General features: G+C 62.9%; 19 protein-coding genes. 11 read left to right on the top strand and 8 right to left on the bottom strand.

Annotated elements, in window-relative coordinates; all coding sequences use genetic code 11:
* The first annotated feature begins 118 nt into the window (after positions 1-118).
* The 4 genes from SB756_RS11855 to SB756_RS11870 all read left to right on the top strand — a co-directional run bounded on the left by SB756_RS11855 (position 119) and on the right by SB756_RS11870 (position 3,445).
* Positions 119-385, top strand: a complete 267-nt coding sequence (locus tag SB756_RS11855; protein WP_016489091.1) for a PepSY domain-containing protein — start codon at positions 119-121, stop codon at positions 383-385.
* Complete coding sequence (locus SB756_RS11860; RefSeq protein ID WP_016497938.1) at positions 382-915, top strand: cytochrome b/b6 domain-containing protein; 534 nt, start codon at positions 382-384, stop codon at positions 913-915. Before SB756_RS11855 ends, SB756_RS11860 begins: the two co-directional genes overlap by 4 nt.
* Positions 916-1,164: 249 nt before the next feature.
* Complete coding sequence (gene fabV / locus SB756_RS11865) at positions 1,165-2,376, top strand: enoyl-ACP reductase FabV (RefSeq protein WP_016497939.1); 1,212 nt, start codon at positions 1,165-1,167, stop codon at positions 2,374-2,376.
* 166 nt (positions 2,377-2,542) lie between these two features.
* Positions 2,543-3,445, top strand: coding sequence for an alpha/beta fold hydrolase (locus SB756_RS11870; protein ID WP_410910879.1), 903 nt, complete (start codon positions 2,543-2,545; stop codon positions 3,443-3,445).
* A gap of 44 nt (positions 3,446-3,489) precedes the next feature.
* On the opposite strand, the gene SB756_RS11875 is transcribed toward SB756_RS11870, so the two are convergent.
* The 4 genes from SB756_RS11875 to SB756_RS11890 all read right to left on the bottom strand — a co-directional run bounded on the left by SB756_RS11875 (position 3,490) and on the right by SB756_RS11890 (position 5,460).
* Positions 3,490-3,831, bottom strand: coding sequence for a HopJ type III effector protein (locus tag SB756_RS11875; RefSeq protein WP_016497941.1), 342 nt, complete (start codon positions 3,829-3,831; stop codon positions 3,490-3,492).
* A complete protein-coding gene (locus SB756_RS11880) occupies positions 3,824-4,120 on the bottom strand; it encodes a DUF1244 domain-containing protein (RefSeq protein WP_341796771.1) in 297 nt (98 codons plus the stop codon). Before SB756_RS11880 ends, SB756_RS11875 begins: the two co-directional genes overlap by 8 nt.
* A 9-nt stretch (positions 4,121-4,129) precedes the next feature.
* Positions 4,130-4,822 (bottom strand): dihydromonapterin reductase, encoded by a 693-nt coding sequence (folM, locus tag SB756_RS11885; protein ID WP_059395190.1) that lies wholly within the window; start codon positions 4,820-4,822, stop codon positions 4,130-4,132.
* Between the two features lie 77 nt (positions 4,823-4,899).
* On the bottom strand, positions 4,900-5,460 hold the full coding sequence (locus SB756_RS11890; RefSeq protein WP_049275446.1) for an antibiotic biosynthesis monooxygenase: 561 nt from the start codon (positions 5,458-5,460) through the stop codon (positions 4,900-4,902).
* Positions 5,461-5,678: 218 nt separating this feature from the next.
* Here SB756_RS11890 and SB756_RS11895 point away from each other — a divergent pair, with 218 nt between their 5' ends.
* A complete protein-coding gene (locus tag SB756_RS11895) occupies positions 5,679-6,614 on the top strand; it encodes a MerR family transcriptional regulator (protein WP_410910966.1) in 936 nt (311 codons plus the stop codon).
* Here the strand turns inward: SB756_RS11895 and SB756_RS11900 are convergent.
* Together SB756_RS11900 and SB756_RS11905 are read right to left on the bottom strand one after the other, a co-directional pair.
* The gene (locus SB756_RS11900) at positions 6,599-7,216 is read right to left on the bottom strand and encodes a PilZ domain-containing protein (RefSeq protein WP_049275444.1); all 618 of its coding nucleotides are present in this window, start codon (positions 7,214-7,216) and stop codon (positions 6,599-6,601) included. The genes SB756_RS11895 and SB756_RS11900 overlap by 16 nt on opposite strands.
* A 59-nt stretch (positions 7,217-7,275) precedes the next feature.
* Positions 7,276-7,704, bottom strand: a complete 429-nt coding sequence (locus SB756_RS11905; RefSeq protein ID WP_341796770.1) for a PAS domain S-box protein — start codon at positions 7,702-7,704, stop codon at positions 7,276-7,278.
* 116 nt (positions 7,705-7,820) lie between these two features.
* On the opposite strand from SB756_RS11905, the gene SB756_RS11910 reads away from it, so the two are divergent.
* Positions 7,821-8,276, top strand: a complete 456-nt coding sequence (locus SB756_RS11910) for a flavodoxin (RefSeq protein WP_174369724.1) — start codon at positions 7,821-7,823, stop codon at positions 8,274-8,276.
* A gap of 69 nt (positions 8,277-8,345) precedes the next feature.
* Here the strand turns inward: SB756_RS11910 and SB756_RS11915 are convergent, their stop codons facing one another.
* Entirely contained in the window at positions 8,346-9,239 is an 894-nt protein-coding gene (locus SB756_RS11915) for a LysR family transcriptional regulator (RefSeq protein WP_341796769.1), read from the bottom strand.
* Between the two features lie 98 nt (positions 9,240-9,337).
* On the opposite strand from SB756_RS11915, the gene SB756_RS11920 reads away from it, so the two are divergent.
* The 4 genes from SB756_RS11920 (at position 9,338) to SB756_RS11935 (ending at position 12,508) form a co-directional block, all read left to right on the top strand.
* On the top strand, positions 9,338-9,724 hold the full coding sequence (locus SB756_RS11920; RefSeq protein WP_016497949.1) for a CidA/LrgA family protein: 387 nt from the start codon (positions 9,338-9,340) through the stop codon (positions 9,722-9,724).
* On the top strand, positions 9,714-10,400 hold the full coding sequence (locus SB756_RS11925) for an LrgB family protein (RefSeq protein ID WP_016497950.1): 687 nt from the start codon (positions 9,714-9,716) through the stop codon (positions 10,398-10,400). The genes SB756_RS11920 and SB756_RS11925 overlap by 11 nt, the downstream gene beginning before the upstream one ends.
* Positions 10,401-10,576: 176 nt before the next feature.
* Positions 10,577-11,482, top strand: a complete 906-nt coding sequence (locus SB756_RS11930) for an alpha/beta fold hydrolase (protein WP_341796768.1) — start codon at positions 10,577-10,579, stop codon at positions 11,480-11,482.
* A 114-nt stretch (positions 11,483-11,596) separates the two neighbouring features.
* Positions 11,597-12,508: an SDR family oxidoreductase gene (locus tag SB756_RS11935; protein ID WP_341796767.1), complete on the top strand. Its 912-nt coding sequence runs from the start codon at positions 11,597-11,599 to the stop codon at positions 12,506-12,508.
* A gap of 273 nt (positions 12,509-12,781) precedes the next feature.
* Here SB756_RS11935 and SB756_RS11940 read toward each other — a convergent pair whose 3' ends face one another.
* Complete coding sequence (locus SB756_RS11940; protein ID WP_016497953.1) at positions 12,782-13,564, bottom strand: IclR family transcriptional regulator; 783 nt, start codon at positions 13,562-13,564, stop codon at positions 12,782-12,784.
* A gap of 174 nt (positions 13,565-13,738) precedes the next feature.
* Between SB756_RS11940 and hmgA the strand changes: the two genes are divergently transcribed.
* Positions 13,739-15,040, top strand: coding sequence for a homogentisate 1,2-dioxygenase (hmgA, locus tag SB756_RS11945; RefSeq protein WP_410910880.1), 1,302 nt, complete (start codon positions 13,739-13,741; stop codon positions 15,038-15,040).
* Positions 15,041-15,042: the final 2 nt, after the last annotated feature.

Consider the following 15,042-nt stretch of genomic DNA (forward strand, 5'->3'; position numbering starts at 1 on the left):
TGTTAAGTTTGTTTTTCTTTCGGATTGATGTGAAAAACAAATCAATGGGCGCTCGGCGTTCTATCCAACTAAGCTGAATTCCGTGCTGTTTTCACTCAACTGAATGGAGCTCATACTCATGCGCACCCTCATCGCCTTGATGCTACTGATCGGCAGCAGCACAGCATTCGCCGCCACCCAATGCACCACCGCAGACAAAAGCACCTGGCAAGACCAGGAAAAGTTCCAGGCCCAGCTCAAGGAGCAGGGTTACAAGATCAACAAGTTCAAGGTTACCAAGGGCAACTGCTACGAGATCTATGGTCTCGACAAGGATGGCCGCAAGGTCGAGATCTACCATGACCCGGTGAGCGGCAAGGCGGTCAAGTCCGAGTACCACGATTGAACAGCGACGGCACGGTGCAGCTGTGGGACCCGCTCCTGCGGCTGTGCCATCTCTCCATCGCCGGTGTGTTCTTCGCCGACTATTTTTTCAACGAAGAAGGTGACGACTGGCACCAGTGGCTGGGTTACTACGCACTGGCCTGTGTCGTGGTGCGCGTGGTCTGGGGCTTTGTCGGGCCACCCAGCGCGCGCTGGGCCGATTTCTGGCCAACCCCTGCGCGCCTTGCAGGGCATGCCCGTGCGCTGCTGCGCGGCGAGCCTTGTCATCGCCTGGGGCATTCGCCGATTGGCGCCCTGGTGATGCTTTTGATGCTGACCGGTATCGCAGGGCTGGTCCTGACCGGCTGGGCGTCCCAGGAGGTGGATGCGCTGTGGGGCGCAGATTGGCCGACCGACCTGCACAGTTGGTTGGCCGATGCGGTGTTGGCGTTGGTGTGTGTGCATGTGCTGGCGGCCATCTACGAGAGTGTGCGCCTGCGCGAGAACCTGCCGTTGTCGATGATCACCGGGCGTCGCCGACGTCGCGATTGAGGGGACCTGTATTGGCCTCTTCGCGGGCTTGCCCGCTCCCACAGGTACTGCACCGGCCTTGAGGTTGTGAACCATCTGTGGGAGCGGGCGAGCCCGCGAATAGGCCGGCACAGGAGAACCTTGGTTTTGCATCCTTTTGATCACCCCGTAATATGTGTCGGATAACCTGCGGGGGTAGTCTCACCCTCTGATCAATCGGAATCGCCCCAAGCGGCGCTTCCCCGGCATAAACCTGACGAGGTACAGACATTGGCCATCATTCATCCTAAGGTTCGCGGTTTCATCTGCACCACGACTCACCCGAAGGGCTGCGAGCTCAACGTCCGTGACCAGATTGAAGCCACCCGCAAGCTGGGCGTGCGCGAGGATGGCCCGAAGAAGGTCCTGGTCATCGGTGCTTCCAGTGGCTACGGCCTGGCAGCGCGTATCACCGCAGCGTTCGGTTTCAAGGCCGACACCCTGGGCGTGTTCTTCGAAAAACCAGGCACTGAAACCAAGGCCGGCACTGCTGGCTGGTACAACTCCGCTGCCTTCGACAAGTTTGCCAAGGCCGAGGGCCTGTACAGCAAGTCGATCAACGGTGACGCCTTCTCCGACGAGGCCCGTGCCAAGGTCATCGAGCTGATCAAGAACGAGATGGGTGGCAAGGTCGACCTGGTCATCTACTCGCTGGCCTCGCCTGTGCGCAAACTACCGCAGACCGGTGAAGTCATCCGCTCGGCCCTGAAGCCGATCGGCGAGCCTTACAAGTCGACCGCCATCGACACCAACAAGGACACCATCATCGAGGCCAGCATCGAGCCGGCCACCGAGCAGGAAATTGCCGACACCGTGACCGTCATGGGCGGCCAGGACTGGCAGCTGTGGATCGACGCCCTGGCAGGCGCCAACGTGCTGGCCGAAGGCGCTCGCACCGTGGCCTTCAGCTACATCGGCAGCGACATTACCTGGCCAATCTACTGGCACGGTGCGCTGGGCCAGGCCAAGCAGGACCTGGACGAAACTGCCCTGCGCCTGGACCAGAAGCTGGCCGGCGAAGTGAAAGGCGGCGCCAACGTGGCCGTGCTGAAGTCGGTGGTTACCCAGGCCAGCTCGGCCATTCCGGTAATGCCGCTGTACCTGTCGATGGTCTTCAAGATCATGCAGGAGAAAGGCGTTCACGAAGGCACCCAGGACCAACTGGACCGCATGTACCGCGACCGCCTGTATCGCGCCGATGGTGCGCCGGCCGAAGTCGACGAGAAGGGCCGTCTGCGCCTGGACGACTGGGAACTGCGCGACGACGTGCAGAACGAGTGCAAGGCCCTGTGGCCACAGGTCACCACCGAGAACCTGTTCGCCCTGACCGACTATGCCGGTTACAAGAAGCAGTTCCTCAACCTGTTCGGCTTCGAGCGCGCTGACGTCAACTACGACGACGACGTGGCCACCGATGTGAAGTTCGACTGCATCGAGCTGTAAGAGTATTTACCTGTACTGGCCCATTCGCGGGTAAACCCGCTCCCACAGGAAATGCACCGCTTTCGAGCTTGGCATAATACCTGTGGGAGCGGGTTTACCCGCGAAGAGGGCGGTACAGGCTACAAAATCTTTGCTAGTTTTGGCGCACAACAACAGGGAATGCGCCATGAGCAGCCTCACCCAACCCGCCACCCCCTTTCGCCAGGCCACAGCCGATGGCTACAGCCTCGGCGGCTTCTGCTGGCGTCACGCCCAGCCTGACCCCCAGCGCCCGCTGGTGATCATCAACGCGGCCACTTCGGTACGCTGCCGCTACTACTCCCGCTTTGCCGACTACCTGTTTGCCCAGGGCTGCGATGTGCTGACCTACGACTACCGTGGCATCGGCGAATCTCGCCCGGTTTCGTTGCGCGGCTTCCAGGCATCGTGGAGCGACTGGGGCCGTCTGGATTTCGAAGCGATGTTGGCGCATGCAGCCGAGCGTTTCCCCGGCCAGCCAATAGACGTGGTGGGGCACAGTTTTGGCGGTTGTGCAGTAGGCCTGGCACCGTCGGCTGGCCAGATACGCAGGGTAGTGATGGTAGGCGCACAGTTTGCCTACTGGCGCGATTACGCGGCTGATCAACGCTGGCGGCTGTTCGGCAAATGGCATGTGGTGATGCCTTTGCTTACCCGCGCTTTGGGCTACTTCCCCGGCAAGCGTCTGGGCTGGATGGAAGACACCCCGGCAGGGGTGGTGGATGACTGGACCACCCGTACGCCACGCTATGAGCACCGGCCAAGTGGGCGCCGGCTGGAGAGGGTACCGTTTGCACACGTCCAGGCAGCGACGCTGGCCATCAGCTTGTCCGATGACCCGTTTGGCACTGTGGCGGCGACCGAGCGGTTGCTGAGTTATCTACAGGGTGCCCGGCACCTGCGTATCGCGCCTGTGGATATCTCGGTCGTGGAGATTGGCCATTTCGCGTTTTTCCATGACCGGTTTCGCGAGAGCCTGTGGCCGGTGGCCTTGCAGTGGTTGCAACGGGGAGCGCTGGACCACGGGGTACCCGGCACCCTCATGGATTGAGGGTGGGTTCAGGATTTTGGGGCCGCAAAGCGGCCCCAGCTATCTCAAGCCTTGCGCGACAGCGGCTGCCCGGCAAATTTCACACCGGCCAAACCATGCTCGATCAGCGCACGGATATTGCCATGGTCGCTGCCCTCAGGCGTGGCCACCACATCACGGTAGTGCTCGCCAAAGGCCAGCAGCGCTTCCTGGTCGCTCAGCCCTTCCAGCAAAGCCAGGCCCAAGGTCTTGCACGAACCTTCGTTCTGCCCGGCCGCGTTCTCCACGCCGCCGTTGTTGAAGGCCTGCGGCTGGTAGCTGTAGTTGTCGGCAATGAACGCCAGGGTATCGGCAAATACATGTTGGCCGCTGGCCAGGCTGGCGCGCAGGGTGTTCAGATCAGTCACGAGGTTTTCCTTTTTCGAACGCCGCCTGTTGGTCGGCGCTGGCTTCTTTCTGGTATTGGGCTTTCCACTCGGCGTAGGGCATGCCATATACCGCTTCGCGGGCGTCGTCCAGGCTCAGGTCGAGCTGGCGCTCGTCGGCCGCGGCCTTGTACCACTTGGACAGGCAGTTGCGGCAGAAACCGGACAGGTTCATCAGGTCGATGTTCTGTACGTCGGTGCGCTTTTGCAGGTGTTCGACCAGGCGCCGGAACGCGGCGGCTTCGAGTTCGAGCTTTTGCTGTGGGGTCATGGGCTTCTCTCAGGTCATGCGGTTCTTCAAGTGGCGGCCACCATTGATGACCACCTGGCTACCGGTGCTGTACTGGCTGGCGAGCAGGTATTTGACTGTCTCGATCAGCGGGCCGGCGCCGGGTTCGAACTCCAGCAGGGCCTTTTTCAGGGTTTGCTGGCGGTAGGCTTCGTCGCCCCCTTCCTTGAGGATCAGCAGCCCGGGCAGGATACCGTTCACGTGCACCGTGGGTGCATATTTTTCAGCGAACGACAGCACCATGTTCTGCAGCGCAGCCTTGGTGGCGGCGTAGCCAATATGGCTTTTGCTGCCGCGCGAAGAGGTTTCGTCGCAGATGTGGATGATGTCGGCCTTTTCCACCTTGGCAAGCAAGTCGCCCAGGGCCAGGTTGAGGTGGTAGGGCGCTTCGACGTGCAGGCGGAACATGGTATCGAGGTTGTCGAGCCCGTCATCGAGCCACAGCGAGGCGTTGTGGATGATGGCGCGCAGGCCGTCGTAATGGCTGTGCAGGTGATCGATCAGGGCCTGGCGGTCGGCCGCCAGGCACAGGTCGGCCTGAAACTGCACGATGTTCGGGTGGGCCGTGTGTGGCTGGACGCTGCGGCTGGCACTTACCACCGTATGGCCGGCCTGTGCCAGTTCAAGGGCCAGGGCCAGCCCGACGCGCTGGCTGGCTCCGGTAACGAGAATGGGGCTGTTCATTTCGGGGCGGTCAACTTGTCTGTCGTTTGGTTGCCGCCCAGCATACCCGAACTGTTTCCCTGTTGTATGGCCTGGCCTCAGCGGCTGCGCAGGGCGCCAGTGGTGGCAGGTGAGGCATGCAGCCAACTGGCCAGCAGGCGGGTGGACAGGGGGATGAACAGGTACACCATGACCGGCGTCAGGGCCAGGGTGCTGAGCATTACCCGGGGCAGCAGGTCCAGCGTGGCCAGCCAGGGGCCAAACAGCAGGTTGAACGCCAGCGACACCGGGAAGAACGCCAGCCAGATGGCCACGGCCTGCTTCCAGCGCGGCGGTTTTTGCACCGTATTGGTGCCAAACCAGTCGTCGATGCCACTGACGCGCGCTTCTTTGGGGCGTTCGAACAGGCCGTTGCCGCGTTGCAGCCAAGCCCGGCGCGAGGCGGAATGCTCCCAGGCATGCAGGGTGGGTTCGTCGCTGAAGCGGAAGATGATCTGGAATTCGTCGCCATCGCGGGGCGGGGCGAGGATGCCCGAACCGAGGTAGCCGGGGAAGTCGGTGGCCAGCTGCTCGCCTTCATGCAGCCAGGCCAGCAGGTCCTGGTAGCGGCCATGGGCGGCGCGGCGCGACACCATCAAGGTGACGGGTGGGGTAGACATCGTGTATCTCCTGGCAACGGGGCTGGCGGGTAGCTGGCCCCTTTGGCTACGTGGCCCGGGGTGGTGGGCAACGCAGGTGTGCATGCAAGAATCGGGCGCGGATTATCGCGCATGTGTGATCTTCGCCGAATGTCAGCCGGCAAACGGTTGCACCCTGCGATCGGTGTCGGCGTAGTAGAATGAGCGCTCAACTTCCGCACTCAGGGTACGCCGTGCAGATGAACGAACAGGGACGTGATCCGCTGATCGAAGTGGGTCTTGAGCAGCAGGAGCTGTTTCCGATCCGCGAAGTTTCCCGACTGACGGGTGTCAACGCCGTGACCCTGCGTGCCTGGGAGCGCCGCTACGGGCTGATTCAGCCAACCCGCACCGACAGTGGCCACCGCCTTTATTCCCAAGCGGACATCGATGACATCCGCCGTATCCTCGGCTGGCTTGAGCGCGGTGTGGCGGTGAGTAAAGTGGGCAGCATCCTCGCTCGCGCTCATGCCCTTGCCGAGCAGGTCAGCGGGGCGACGGACGTCTGGTTGCGCTGGCAGCACCAGGTGCGTCAGGCCGTGCAGCAGTTTGACATGGCCGGCCTGGACCGGCTGTTCGACGAGGTGTTTGCTGCCAACACCCTGGACCAGGTGTTCGCCGAGGTGTTCATGCCGGTTTGGCACGACCTGGCGGCGGGGCAGGGCGGCTATGGGGAGGCCAGCGAGTGGTTGTTCCTCGACCAGTTCTTGCGTGGCCGGGTATTTGCCCGTTTGCAGCTCGCCCACGTGCCGCGTGGTCGCACAGTGCTGCTGGCAGCGTTGCCAGGGCAATGCCACGAACTGGAATTACTGGTGACCGGCCTGAGCCTGGGCAGCGACGAGATTGGCGTGACGCCCTTGGCGAGCGGGCAGCCGCTGCAGGAGCTGGCGCTGGTCTGCGAACGCCTGAAACCAGATGCCCTGGTGCTGTTTTCCCACCACCCACCCACGGCGGAGCTCACCCGACGACTGGTGCGCATGGCTGCGGTACTGGAATGCCCGTTGTTGCTGGCCGGCGAAGCTGCAGAAGTGGCACAGGACCACCTGGCAGGCAGCCTGGTAGCGTGCCTTGGTGCGCAGGGTAGTGTGATGCGCCAGCGCTTGCGGCAGTTTCTGGCCGGTCAGCTCGATACCTGAGTGTGCAGTTCGGGGTGCGCCTGGCGATGGGCCTGGAGGATATAGTCGCGCAGGCGGTCGATCTCTTCGGCCGGGCTCTGGCCCAGGTCGTAGGCCGCCAGGTCCGGGCCGATGCGCCGGCCCAGTACACCATGCAATTCGATCGGGCTGATATCGCCCGGGGCGAAGCGCAACTCGAAACGGGTGGGCGCCGCTGGCAAGCCGCGGATCTCCACCAGTACACCTTTGAACGAAATATCGCGAACCCACAGGCCGCTTTGCTGATCATGGCTATCGAGCAACGGGCTTGGGGTTTCCATCGACAGGCGCCACGCGCGCAGCATGGGGCCGTCTTCGTAGATTTCGGGTGAACCCACTTGAAGGTGCAGGGCGTGGAACTCGTCTTCCACCAACTGCAGCGGGAAGCTGATCTGCTGGTTGTTGAACTGGGCTTGCAAAGTCACCTGTTCGTTGGCCACCAGGCGGGTCAGCAAGCTCTGGATACGACGGTCGCCATTGACCAGCAGACTCGACATGGAGTCTGCCAGGTTCAGCTGCGGCGAATGCTGCATGCTCTGGATGAAATCCAGTTCGTCCTGGGTCAGGAGCGCGTCTGCTTGCATGATCGAACTCGGTGGTGGCGATTTCTTCAACGAAATTGACCGTGCGTGGCGTATTTGGTTCAGGCGCGTTCGTCGGGTTTCGGACAAACGCGCAGTTCGGCAAGCTCCCGCTCAAGTTGGACCTGGCGGCTGACGTCCTTCTGAATACCGATGAAATAGGTCCGCTGTTCAGCGTCGAGCCTTACCGGGGTGATCGACAGCTCGTTCCAGAACGCGCTGCCATCCTTGCGGTAATTGCGCAGCACTTCGCGACAGGGGCGGCCTTCGGCCAAGGCCCTGCGGATGCGGGCACGGCCAAGCTGGTCACGGTCGTCGGCCTGCAGGAAGCGGCAATCCTGGTAGAGGATTTCGTCGCGGCTATAGCCGGTCAGGCGTTCGAAAGCGGCGTTCACGTAGATCAGGATGGTGTCGTCGCCTTCCTGTTCGGCAACCACGATCCCGTCATTGGACGCATTGACCATCGATTGCAGCAATTGCGCGTTGATCATGTCTGGGCCATTGAGCAAAGAAAGGCTGAAGGCGGCGACTTTGGTAGAGGCGGCCTTTTGCCAGCGCTGGATGCTAGTATCCTACGTTTTCACTCAGTTTCGGAATCCTCTACCCGATGAAAGTCGCCATTATTTCCGGATCGGTCTATGGCACCGCCGAAGAAGTCGCCCGTCACGCCGAATCGCTGTTGAAGGCTGGAGGCCTGGAGGCCTGGCATGCGGCGCGTGCCACCCTGCAGGATCTTGAAGGTTTTGCCCCAGACGCCTTGCTGGCTGTGACCTCGACCACCGGCATGGGCGAGCTGCCGGACAACCTCATGCCGTTGTACTGCGCCATTCGTGACACCCTGCCTGCGGCCTGGCGTGGCCTGCCGGGTGCAGTCATTGCGCTGGGCGACGCCAGCTACGGTGACACCTACTGTGGTGGTGGCGAACAAATGCGCGAGCTGTTTGCCGAGTTGGGTGTGCGCGAAGTGCAGCCGATGCTGCGCCTGGATGCCAGCGAGACCGTGACCCCGGAAGCCGATGCGGAGCCGTGGTTGGCGGAGCTTGTTCAAGCGTTGAAAGCCTGACGGGGCATTTTCGCTTGGTCTGGCCTCTTTGCGGGTAAACCCGCGAAAGGGCCGGCACTGGCTAAATCATTAGCTACTGCCCGGCACCGGCCACTCGCGCAGCAACGCCAACCAGGCCTGCGCCGCCCGTGACAGGTACGCCCCGCGCCGCCAGATAAAGGCAATATCCCAACGTAAATCCTGCGGCGAACGCAGCGGCAAACGCACCACCCCGGGGCGCTCAAGCGCTTTTGCCACCACCCGGGGCAGCAACACCACACCCTGGCCCGCCGCCACCAGCGCTGCCAAAAAATCCGCCTGGCCGCTGCGCCCGCCTTCCTTCGGGGTAAAGCCTTGCTGCTGGCACGCCTTCAGCAGCCGGTCATTGAGCACGAAGCTGCGCTGATAGAGCAGGAACGGTGTATCGGCCAGTTGCGCCAGGTCCACCCCGTCCAGGCCCGCCAAGGCATGGCCAGCCGGCAGCAGGGCATCCAGCGGTTCGTTGCAAAACGGTTGGTAGTCGAACGCTTCGTCGCTGGGCGTCAGGCTGCCACCCAATTCCAGTTCGCCACTCCTGACCGCCTGCTCGACGCTGCGGCTGCCACCTTCGAGCAACTGGATCGCAATGTTCGGGTGACGCCGCCGGTACTCGGCGAACAAACCGGCGAACAAGGCGTCGCTGCCCAGCATGGGCAAGCCCAGGCGCAGCTCGCCACGCTCCATCTGGCTGAGGTCGTCCAGCTCGTTGAGCAGTGCCTGGCGCTGACGCAGCAGGGCTTCGCCACGCTCCAGCACAATGCGCCCGGCTGCCGTCAGGTGCAGCTGCGAGGCCTGGCGCTCCAGAAGTGGCTGGCCCACATCTTGCTCCAGCTGGGCCACCTGCTTGCTTACAGCCGACTGGCTGATGTGCAGGGTGTGCGCCGCCTGGGTGAAACCGCCGCGGTGGACCACTTCGATAAAGCTGCGTAGCTGTTTGAATTCCATCCTCTGAATTCCATTATGGAATGGCGATCAGTCTAACAATTCGCTTCTGGCCTAGGCAGCCGAATCTTAAAATAAGGGTCTGTCGAGGAACCCGCATCATGAAACCCGCGTTGTTGAAAAAAGCCCTGCGCCTGCTTGTCGAGCTGGCGATCCTTTGTTCTTTGTTCCTGCTCGGAGGCCAGCTTGCCAGTTGGCTGGGCTGGCCGATTCCTGGCGGCGTGATGGGCCTGGCACTGTTGTTGATACTGTTCGCTTCGGGTGTGCTCAAGCCGGCCATGTTGCAACTGGGCGCGGGCTGGCTGATGGCCGAGATGCTGCTGTTTTTCATCCCGGCGCTGATGAGCCTGCTGGATTACGGCTCGCTCATCCGTGAAGAAGGCTGGCGCATCTTGCTGGTGATCGCCGTGAGCACGCTGATGGTGATGGTGGTGACTGCCTTGACCGTGGAACTGGTGTGCCGCTGGAGCTTGCGCCATGAGCCTTGAACCCATGCCGCTGTTCTGGCTGGCCCTGACCTTGCTGGCTTACCTGGGCAGCCGTTGGCTGTACCGGCGCAGCAAGCGATACCTGCTGTCGCCGTTGATATTGGTACCCGTGCTGCTGCTGGCCGTGGCGGTGCCGCTGCATACCGCCTATGCAGAGTATGCCCGCAATACCCATTGGTTGATGAGCGTGCTCGGCCCGGTGACTGTGGCCTTCGCGGTGCCGATCTGGCAGCAGCGGGCCATGCTGGCGCGCCATTGGCCGGCCCTGATGGTGGGCATGGTGGCAGGCAGCAGTGCCTCGATCGCCAGCTCCTGGGGCCTTGCGCATCTGCTGGCGCTGGACAGTGCAACCAGCCTGTCGCTGGTGCCGCGTTCGATCACCACGCCGTTTGCCATGCCCTTGGCCCATGACCTGGGTGGCGTGCCGGAACTGACGGCGGTGTTCGTGATGTTCACCGGCGTGCTCGGCGCCATGTTCGGTGGCGTGCTGCTGCGCTGGTTGCCGTTGCGCACGCCCCTGGCACGGGGTGCACTGTTTGGCGTCGGGGCGCACGGCGCCGGGGTCAGCCGGGCTCAGGAGGTGGGCCGCGAGGAAGGCTCGGTTGCCGGCCTGGTCATGGTCCTGACCGGGTTGTTGAACCTGTTCGCGGCACCGCTGCTGGCCATGCTGCTCTGACCGTTCGTGCCACTGACTCGCTCAGTCATCAAGCTGGCTGGCAACGCAAGTTTCAGCCCATGGCCTGCTGGCTAGACTCTGCCTCGACATAGAGAGCACATGTATGTGCCGAGGTGACATGCAATGACCGCAGCCTTGCCCTATTCCGCCAACACCACTTCACCGGGACCGTTCTGATGCCTATGGCCGAAATTCCATTGTGCGTCTGGCGTACCCGGGGACAGAGTTTCACTTTCCGGGGCCAGAGCATCCGCTACTGGACCGCAGGGCAAGGAGAGCCCCTGCTTCTGTTACACGGTTTCCCCACCGCCAGCTGGGATTGGCACTATTTGTGGGGGCCTTTGAGCCAACGCTTCAGGGTGATCGCTTGCGACATGCTGGGCTTTGGCGATTCGGCCAAGCCGGTCGATCACGCCTACAGCCTGATGGAGCAGGCAGACTTGCAGCAGGCTTTGCTTGGCCACCTGCAGGTCGACCAGCCGGTGCACCTGCTGGCCCACGACTACGGCGGCAGCGTCGCCCAGGAGCTGCTGGCGCGGCACCATGAGCAGCGTGCCGAGGTTGCCAGCTGTGTGTTCCTCAACAGCGGGCTGTTCCCCGAAAGCTGCCGCATGTTGCTGATCCAGAAGCTGCTGCTCAGCCGGTTCGGCTGGCTGGTGGGGCGTTCGTTCGGGCGTGACGACCTGGTGCGCAACGTGACCCAGGTCTATGGCCCTTGCACCCACCCCAGCGAAAGTGCCCTGGATGATTTCTGGAGCCTGATCACCGCCAACCGGGGCACACGTATCCTGCACAAGCTGGTGAGCTACATGCCCGAACGCAGATTGCACCGCGAGCGCTGGGTTGGGGCGATGCAGCGCACAGGCGTGCCACTGCGCCTGATCAATGGCGTGGTCGACCCGCTGTCCGGCGCGCACATGCTCGAGCGCTACCGGCAACTGGTGCCGGAGGCGGACACCGTGCAGCTACCAGGTATCGGCCATTACCCGCACACCGAAGCGCCAGTGCAGGTGCTGCGTCACTACCTGGCCTTTCGTGAGCAGCTTGTGAGCTTCTATACGCAGAAAGTGGCGTGGTCCTGATCGGGCCGCATCGCCCTGCGTTATTGCCAGGCATTCAGCCTGCGTGAGCTTTGTTGTCCGCCCGTTGTTTGCGGCGGACACTCGGCTTACCTGAACCTGCCTGGAGCCATGAGCATGAGCGAGCCTGTCCGTCTGCAAGATCGCGTGGTGATTGTCACCGGAGCCGGCGGTGGCCTGGGCCGTGCCCATGCGCTGCTGTTCGCCGCACGTGGCGCCAAGGTGGTGGTGAACGACCTCGGCGGCTCTACCCACGGTGAAGGTGCCAGCGCCTCGGCCGCCGATCGTGTGGTGGAGCAGATACGCGCCGCTGGTGGCACCGCCATCGCCAACCACGACTCGGTCAGCCAGGGTGCACGTATTGTCGAGCAGGCCCTGGACAGCTTTGGCCGGGTTGATGTGCTGGTGAACAATGCCGGTATCCTGCGTGACAAGACGTTCCACAAGATGGACGACAGCGACTGGGAGCAGGTTTACCAGGTGCATGTCGAAGGGGCCTACAAAGTCACCCGGGCTGCCTGGCCACACCTGCGCGAGCAGAACTGGGGGCGGGTGATCTTCACCGCTTCTACCTCTGGCATTTACGGCAATTTCGGCCAGGCCAACTACGGCATGGCCAAGCTGGGCTTGTACGGGCTGACCCGCACCCTGGCGATCGAAGGGCGCAAGCACGGCATCCTGGTCAACGCCATCGCCCCCACCGGTGGCACGCGCATGACCGAAGGGCTGATCCCGCCCCAGGTATTCGAGCGGCTCAAGCCCGAGCTGGTCAGCCCGCTGGTGGTGTACCTGGGCAGCGAGCAGTGCCAGGGCACGGGTGAGCTGTTCGAGGTAGGCGGCGGCTGGGTGGGCAAGGTGCGTTGGGAGCGCAGCCTGGGGGTGGGCTTCGATCCGCGCGAAGGCTTTACCCCGGAGCAGGTGGCCGAGAACTGGGCCCGGATCGGTGACTTTGACGGGGCGGTGCATCCGCAGGACAGTTTGCAGGCGCTGCAGCAGATGATGGCGAACCTGCAGAAGTATCCGCTGTAGAGAGCTTGCAGGGTACTTTGTGGGACCGCGTCATCCAGTCGAGAGCGCATGTTGTTCAGTGCAAAAAAAAAGGCCGCTGCAAGCCGCAGCGGCCAATCGAGACGTCAGATCAAGGAGCTTCAAAATCTACGTCGGTGAACCTCGCAGGCATGAAAAGCGGGGGGAGAGCCCTTCATGCCGGCCAGTGAGTCAAGAATAAGCGCTTGATCCCATGGGAAAAATAGCGGCTTATGACATTCACCTTTACGTATCGGGCAATAGTGCCGCAGGCTCTCAGGCAGCGGGCGAGTAGCCCATGCGCCAGCTGGTTTCCCGCGCAGCCGCCAGCAGCCGTTGCGCCGCCGGGCCATGTTCGTCGGCGTGGAAGATCGACGTCGGCCCGACCACGGTCATCACCGCCGCAACCTGCCCCATGGCATTGAACACGGGCGCCGACAGCGCATCCACGCCCGGCATCAGCAGCCCGTGCACATGGTGCAGGCCGCGTTCGCGAATGCCCGCCAATACCGCCTGGTAATCGTCGGCACTCTGCTGCAGGGCGGCCAGTTCCCGGTCACGCAGCTCCACGGTCTCGCGTTCCGGCAGGTAGGCGGCGAACACCAGGCCGGTGGACGAGGTGAGCAGCGGCAGCACCGAGCCCATCTGCGTGACCACGGTAACTGCACGCACCGCAGGTTCGATGCTGACCACGGTTGCGCCCTGGTTGCCCCACACCGCAATGAAGCAGCTCTCGTTCAGTTCGTCGCGCAGCTGCGACAGCGGCAGTGCGGCAATCTTCAGCACATCGATGCTGCCCAGCGCCGCCAGCCCGACCCGCAATGCCTCACGGCCCAGGCCGTAATGGTTGGTGGCCGCATCCTGCTCGGCAAAACCGCTGGCAATCAGCGCCTGCAGGTAGCGGTGCACCTTGCTCGCCGGCATCTGCACATGCTCCGACAGGCGCGACAGCGAGGTGGAGGGGGAGAGTTCGGCAAGGGCTTTGAGGATGTCTGTGCCAACCTCCGCCGAGCGGACTTTCTGCTTGCCGTTGTCGGCGGAGGAGCTGGCTTTGGTCATGGACATCTGCTTCCGGATTCTTCGAGTCGCGCCTTTATAGCTTGACGCCATGCCCGTAGCAAATTACGTTATTCGTAATCTGATTACGATAAAAACAATGCAGACGCGCTGTCACCCCGCATCGGGCCAGCAGCCAGCTGCCAGCAACGGCTCGGTCAGAGCCCGGAGGCATCGATGACTCGCGACACATCACCCGACCTTCACTACCTCAGCGGCTTCGGCAACGAGTTTGCCAGCGAAGCGCTGCCGGGTGCCTTGCCGGTCGGGCAGAACTCGCCGCAGAAGGCGCCTTATGGGCTGTACGCCGAATTGCTCTCGGGCACGGCGTTCACCATGGCCCGCAGCGAGCTGCGCCGTACCTGGCTGTATCGCATTCGCCCGTCTGCATTGCACCCGCGTTTCGAGCGGCTGGCGCGCCAGGCGCTGACCGCGCCGCTGGGGGCCATCAACCCCAACCGCCTGCGCTGGAGCCCCCAGCCGATACCTGCCGAGCCCACCGATTTCATCGAAGGCTGGCTGCCCATGGTGGCCAATGCCCCGGCGCAGAAACCGGCCGGCGTGAGCATCTACATCTACTGCGCCAACCGTTCCATGGAGCGGGTGTTCTTCAACGCCGACGGTGAACTGCTGCTGGTGCCGGAACAGGGCCGCCTGCGCATTGCCACCGAACTGGGTGTAATGGAAGTCGGCCCCCTGGAAATCGCGGTAATTCCGCGCGGCATGAAGTTCCGCGTCGAACTGCTCGACGGCCAGGCCCGTGGCTATATCGCCGAAAACCACGGTGCACCGCTGCGTATTCCGGAGCTGGGCCCGATTGGCAGCAACGGCCTGGCCAACCCGCGCGACTTCCTCACCCCGGTGGCGCACTACGAAGAGGCCGAAGGGCCGGTGCAACTGGTACAGAAGTTCCTCGGCGAGCACTGGGCCTGCGAACTGCAGCACTCGCCGCTGGATGTGGTTGCCTGGCACGGCAGCAACGTGCCGTACAAATACGACCTGCGCCGTTTCAACACCATCGGTACCGTCAGCTTCGACCACCCGGACCCGTCGATCTTCACGGTGCTGACTTCGCCGACCAGCGTGCATGGCCTGGCCAATATGGACTTCGTGATCTTCCCACCACGCTGGATGGTGGCCGAGAACACCTTCCGTCCGCCATGGTTCCACCGCAACCTCATGAACGAGTTCATGGGCTTGATCAGCGGTGCCTATGATGCCAAGGCCGAGGGCTTCCTGCCCGGTGGTGCCTCGCTGCACGGGGTGATGAGCGCCCACGGCCCCGACGCCGAAACCTGCGAAAAAGCCATTGCCGCCGACCTGGCGCCGCACAAGATCGATAACACCATGGCCTTCATGTTCGAGACCAGCCAAGTGCTGCGCCCGAGCCAGCAGGCCCTTGAATGCCCGCAATTGCAGGCCGACTACGATAGTTGCTGGGCCACCTTGCCGAGCACCTTCAACCCGAACCGGAGATAACC

Source organism: Pseudomonas sp. SIMBA_068 (genome assembly GCF_046534705.1).
Classification (GTDB): domain Bacteria; phylum Pseudomonadota; class Gammaproteobacteria; order Pseudomonadales; family Pseudomonadaceae; genus Aquipseudomonas; species Aquipseudomonas putida.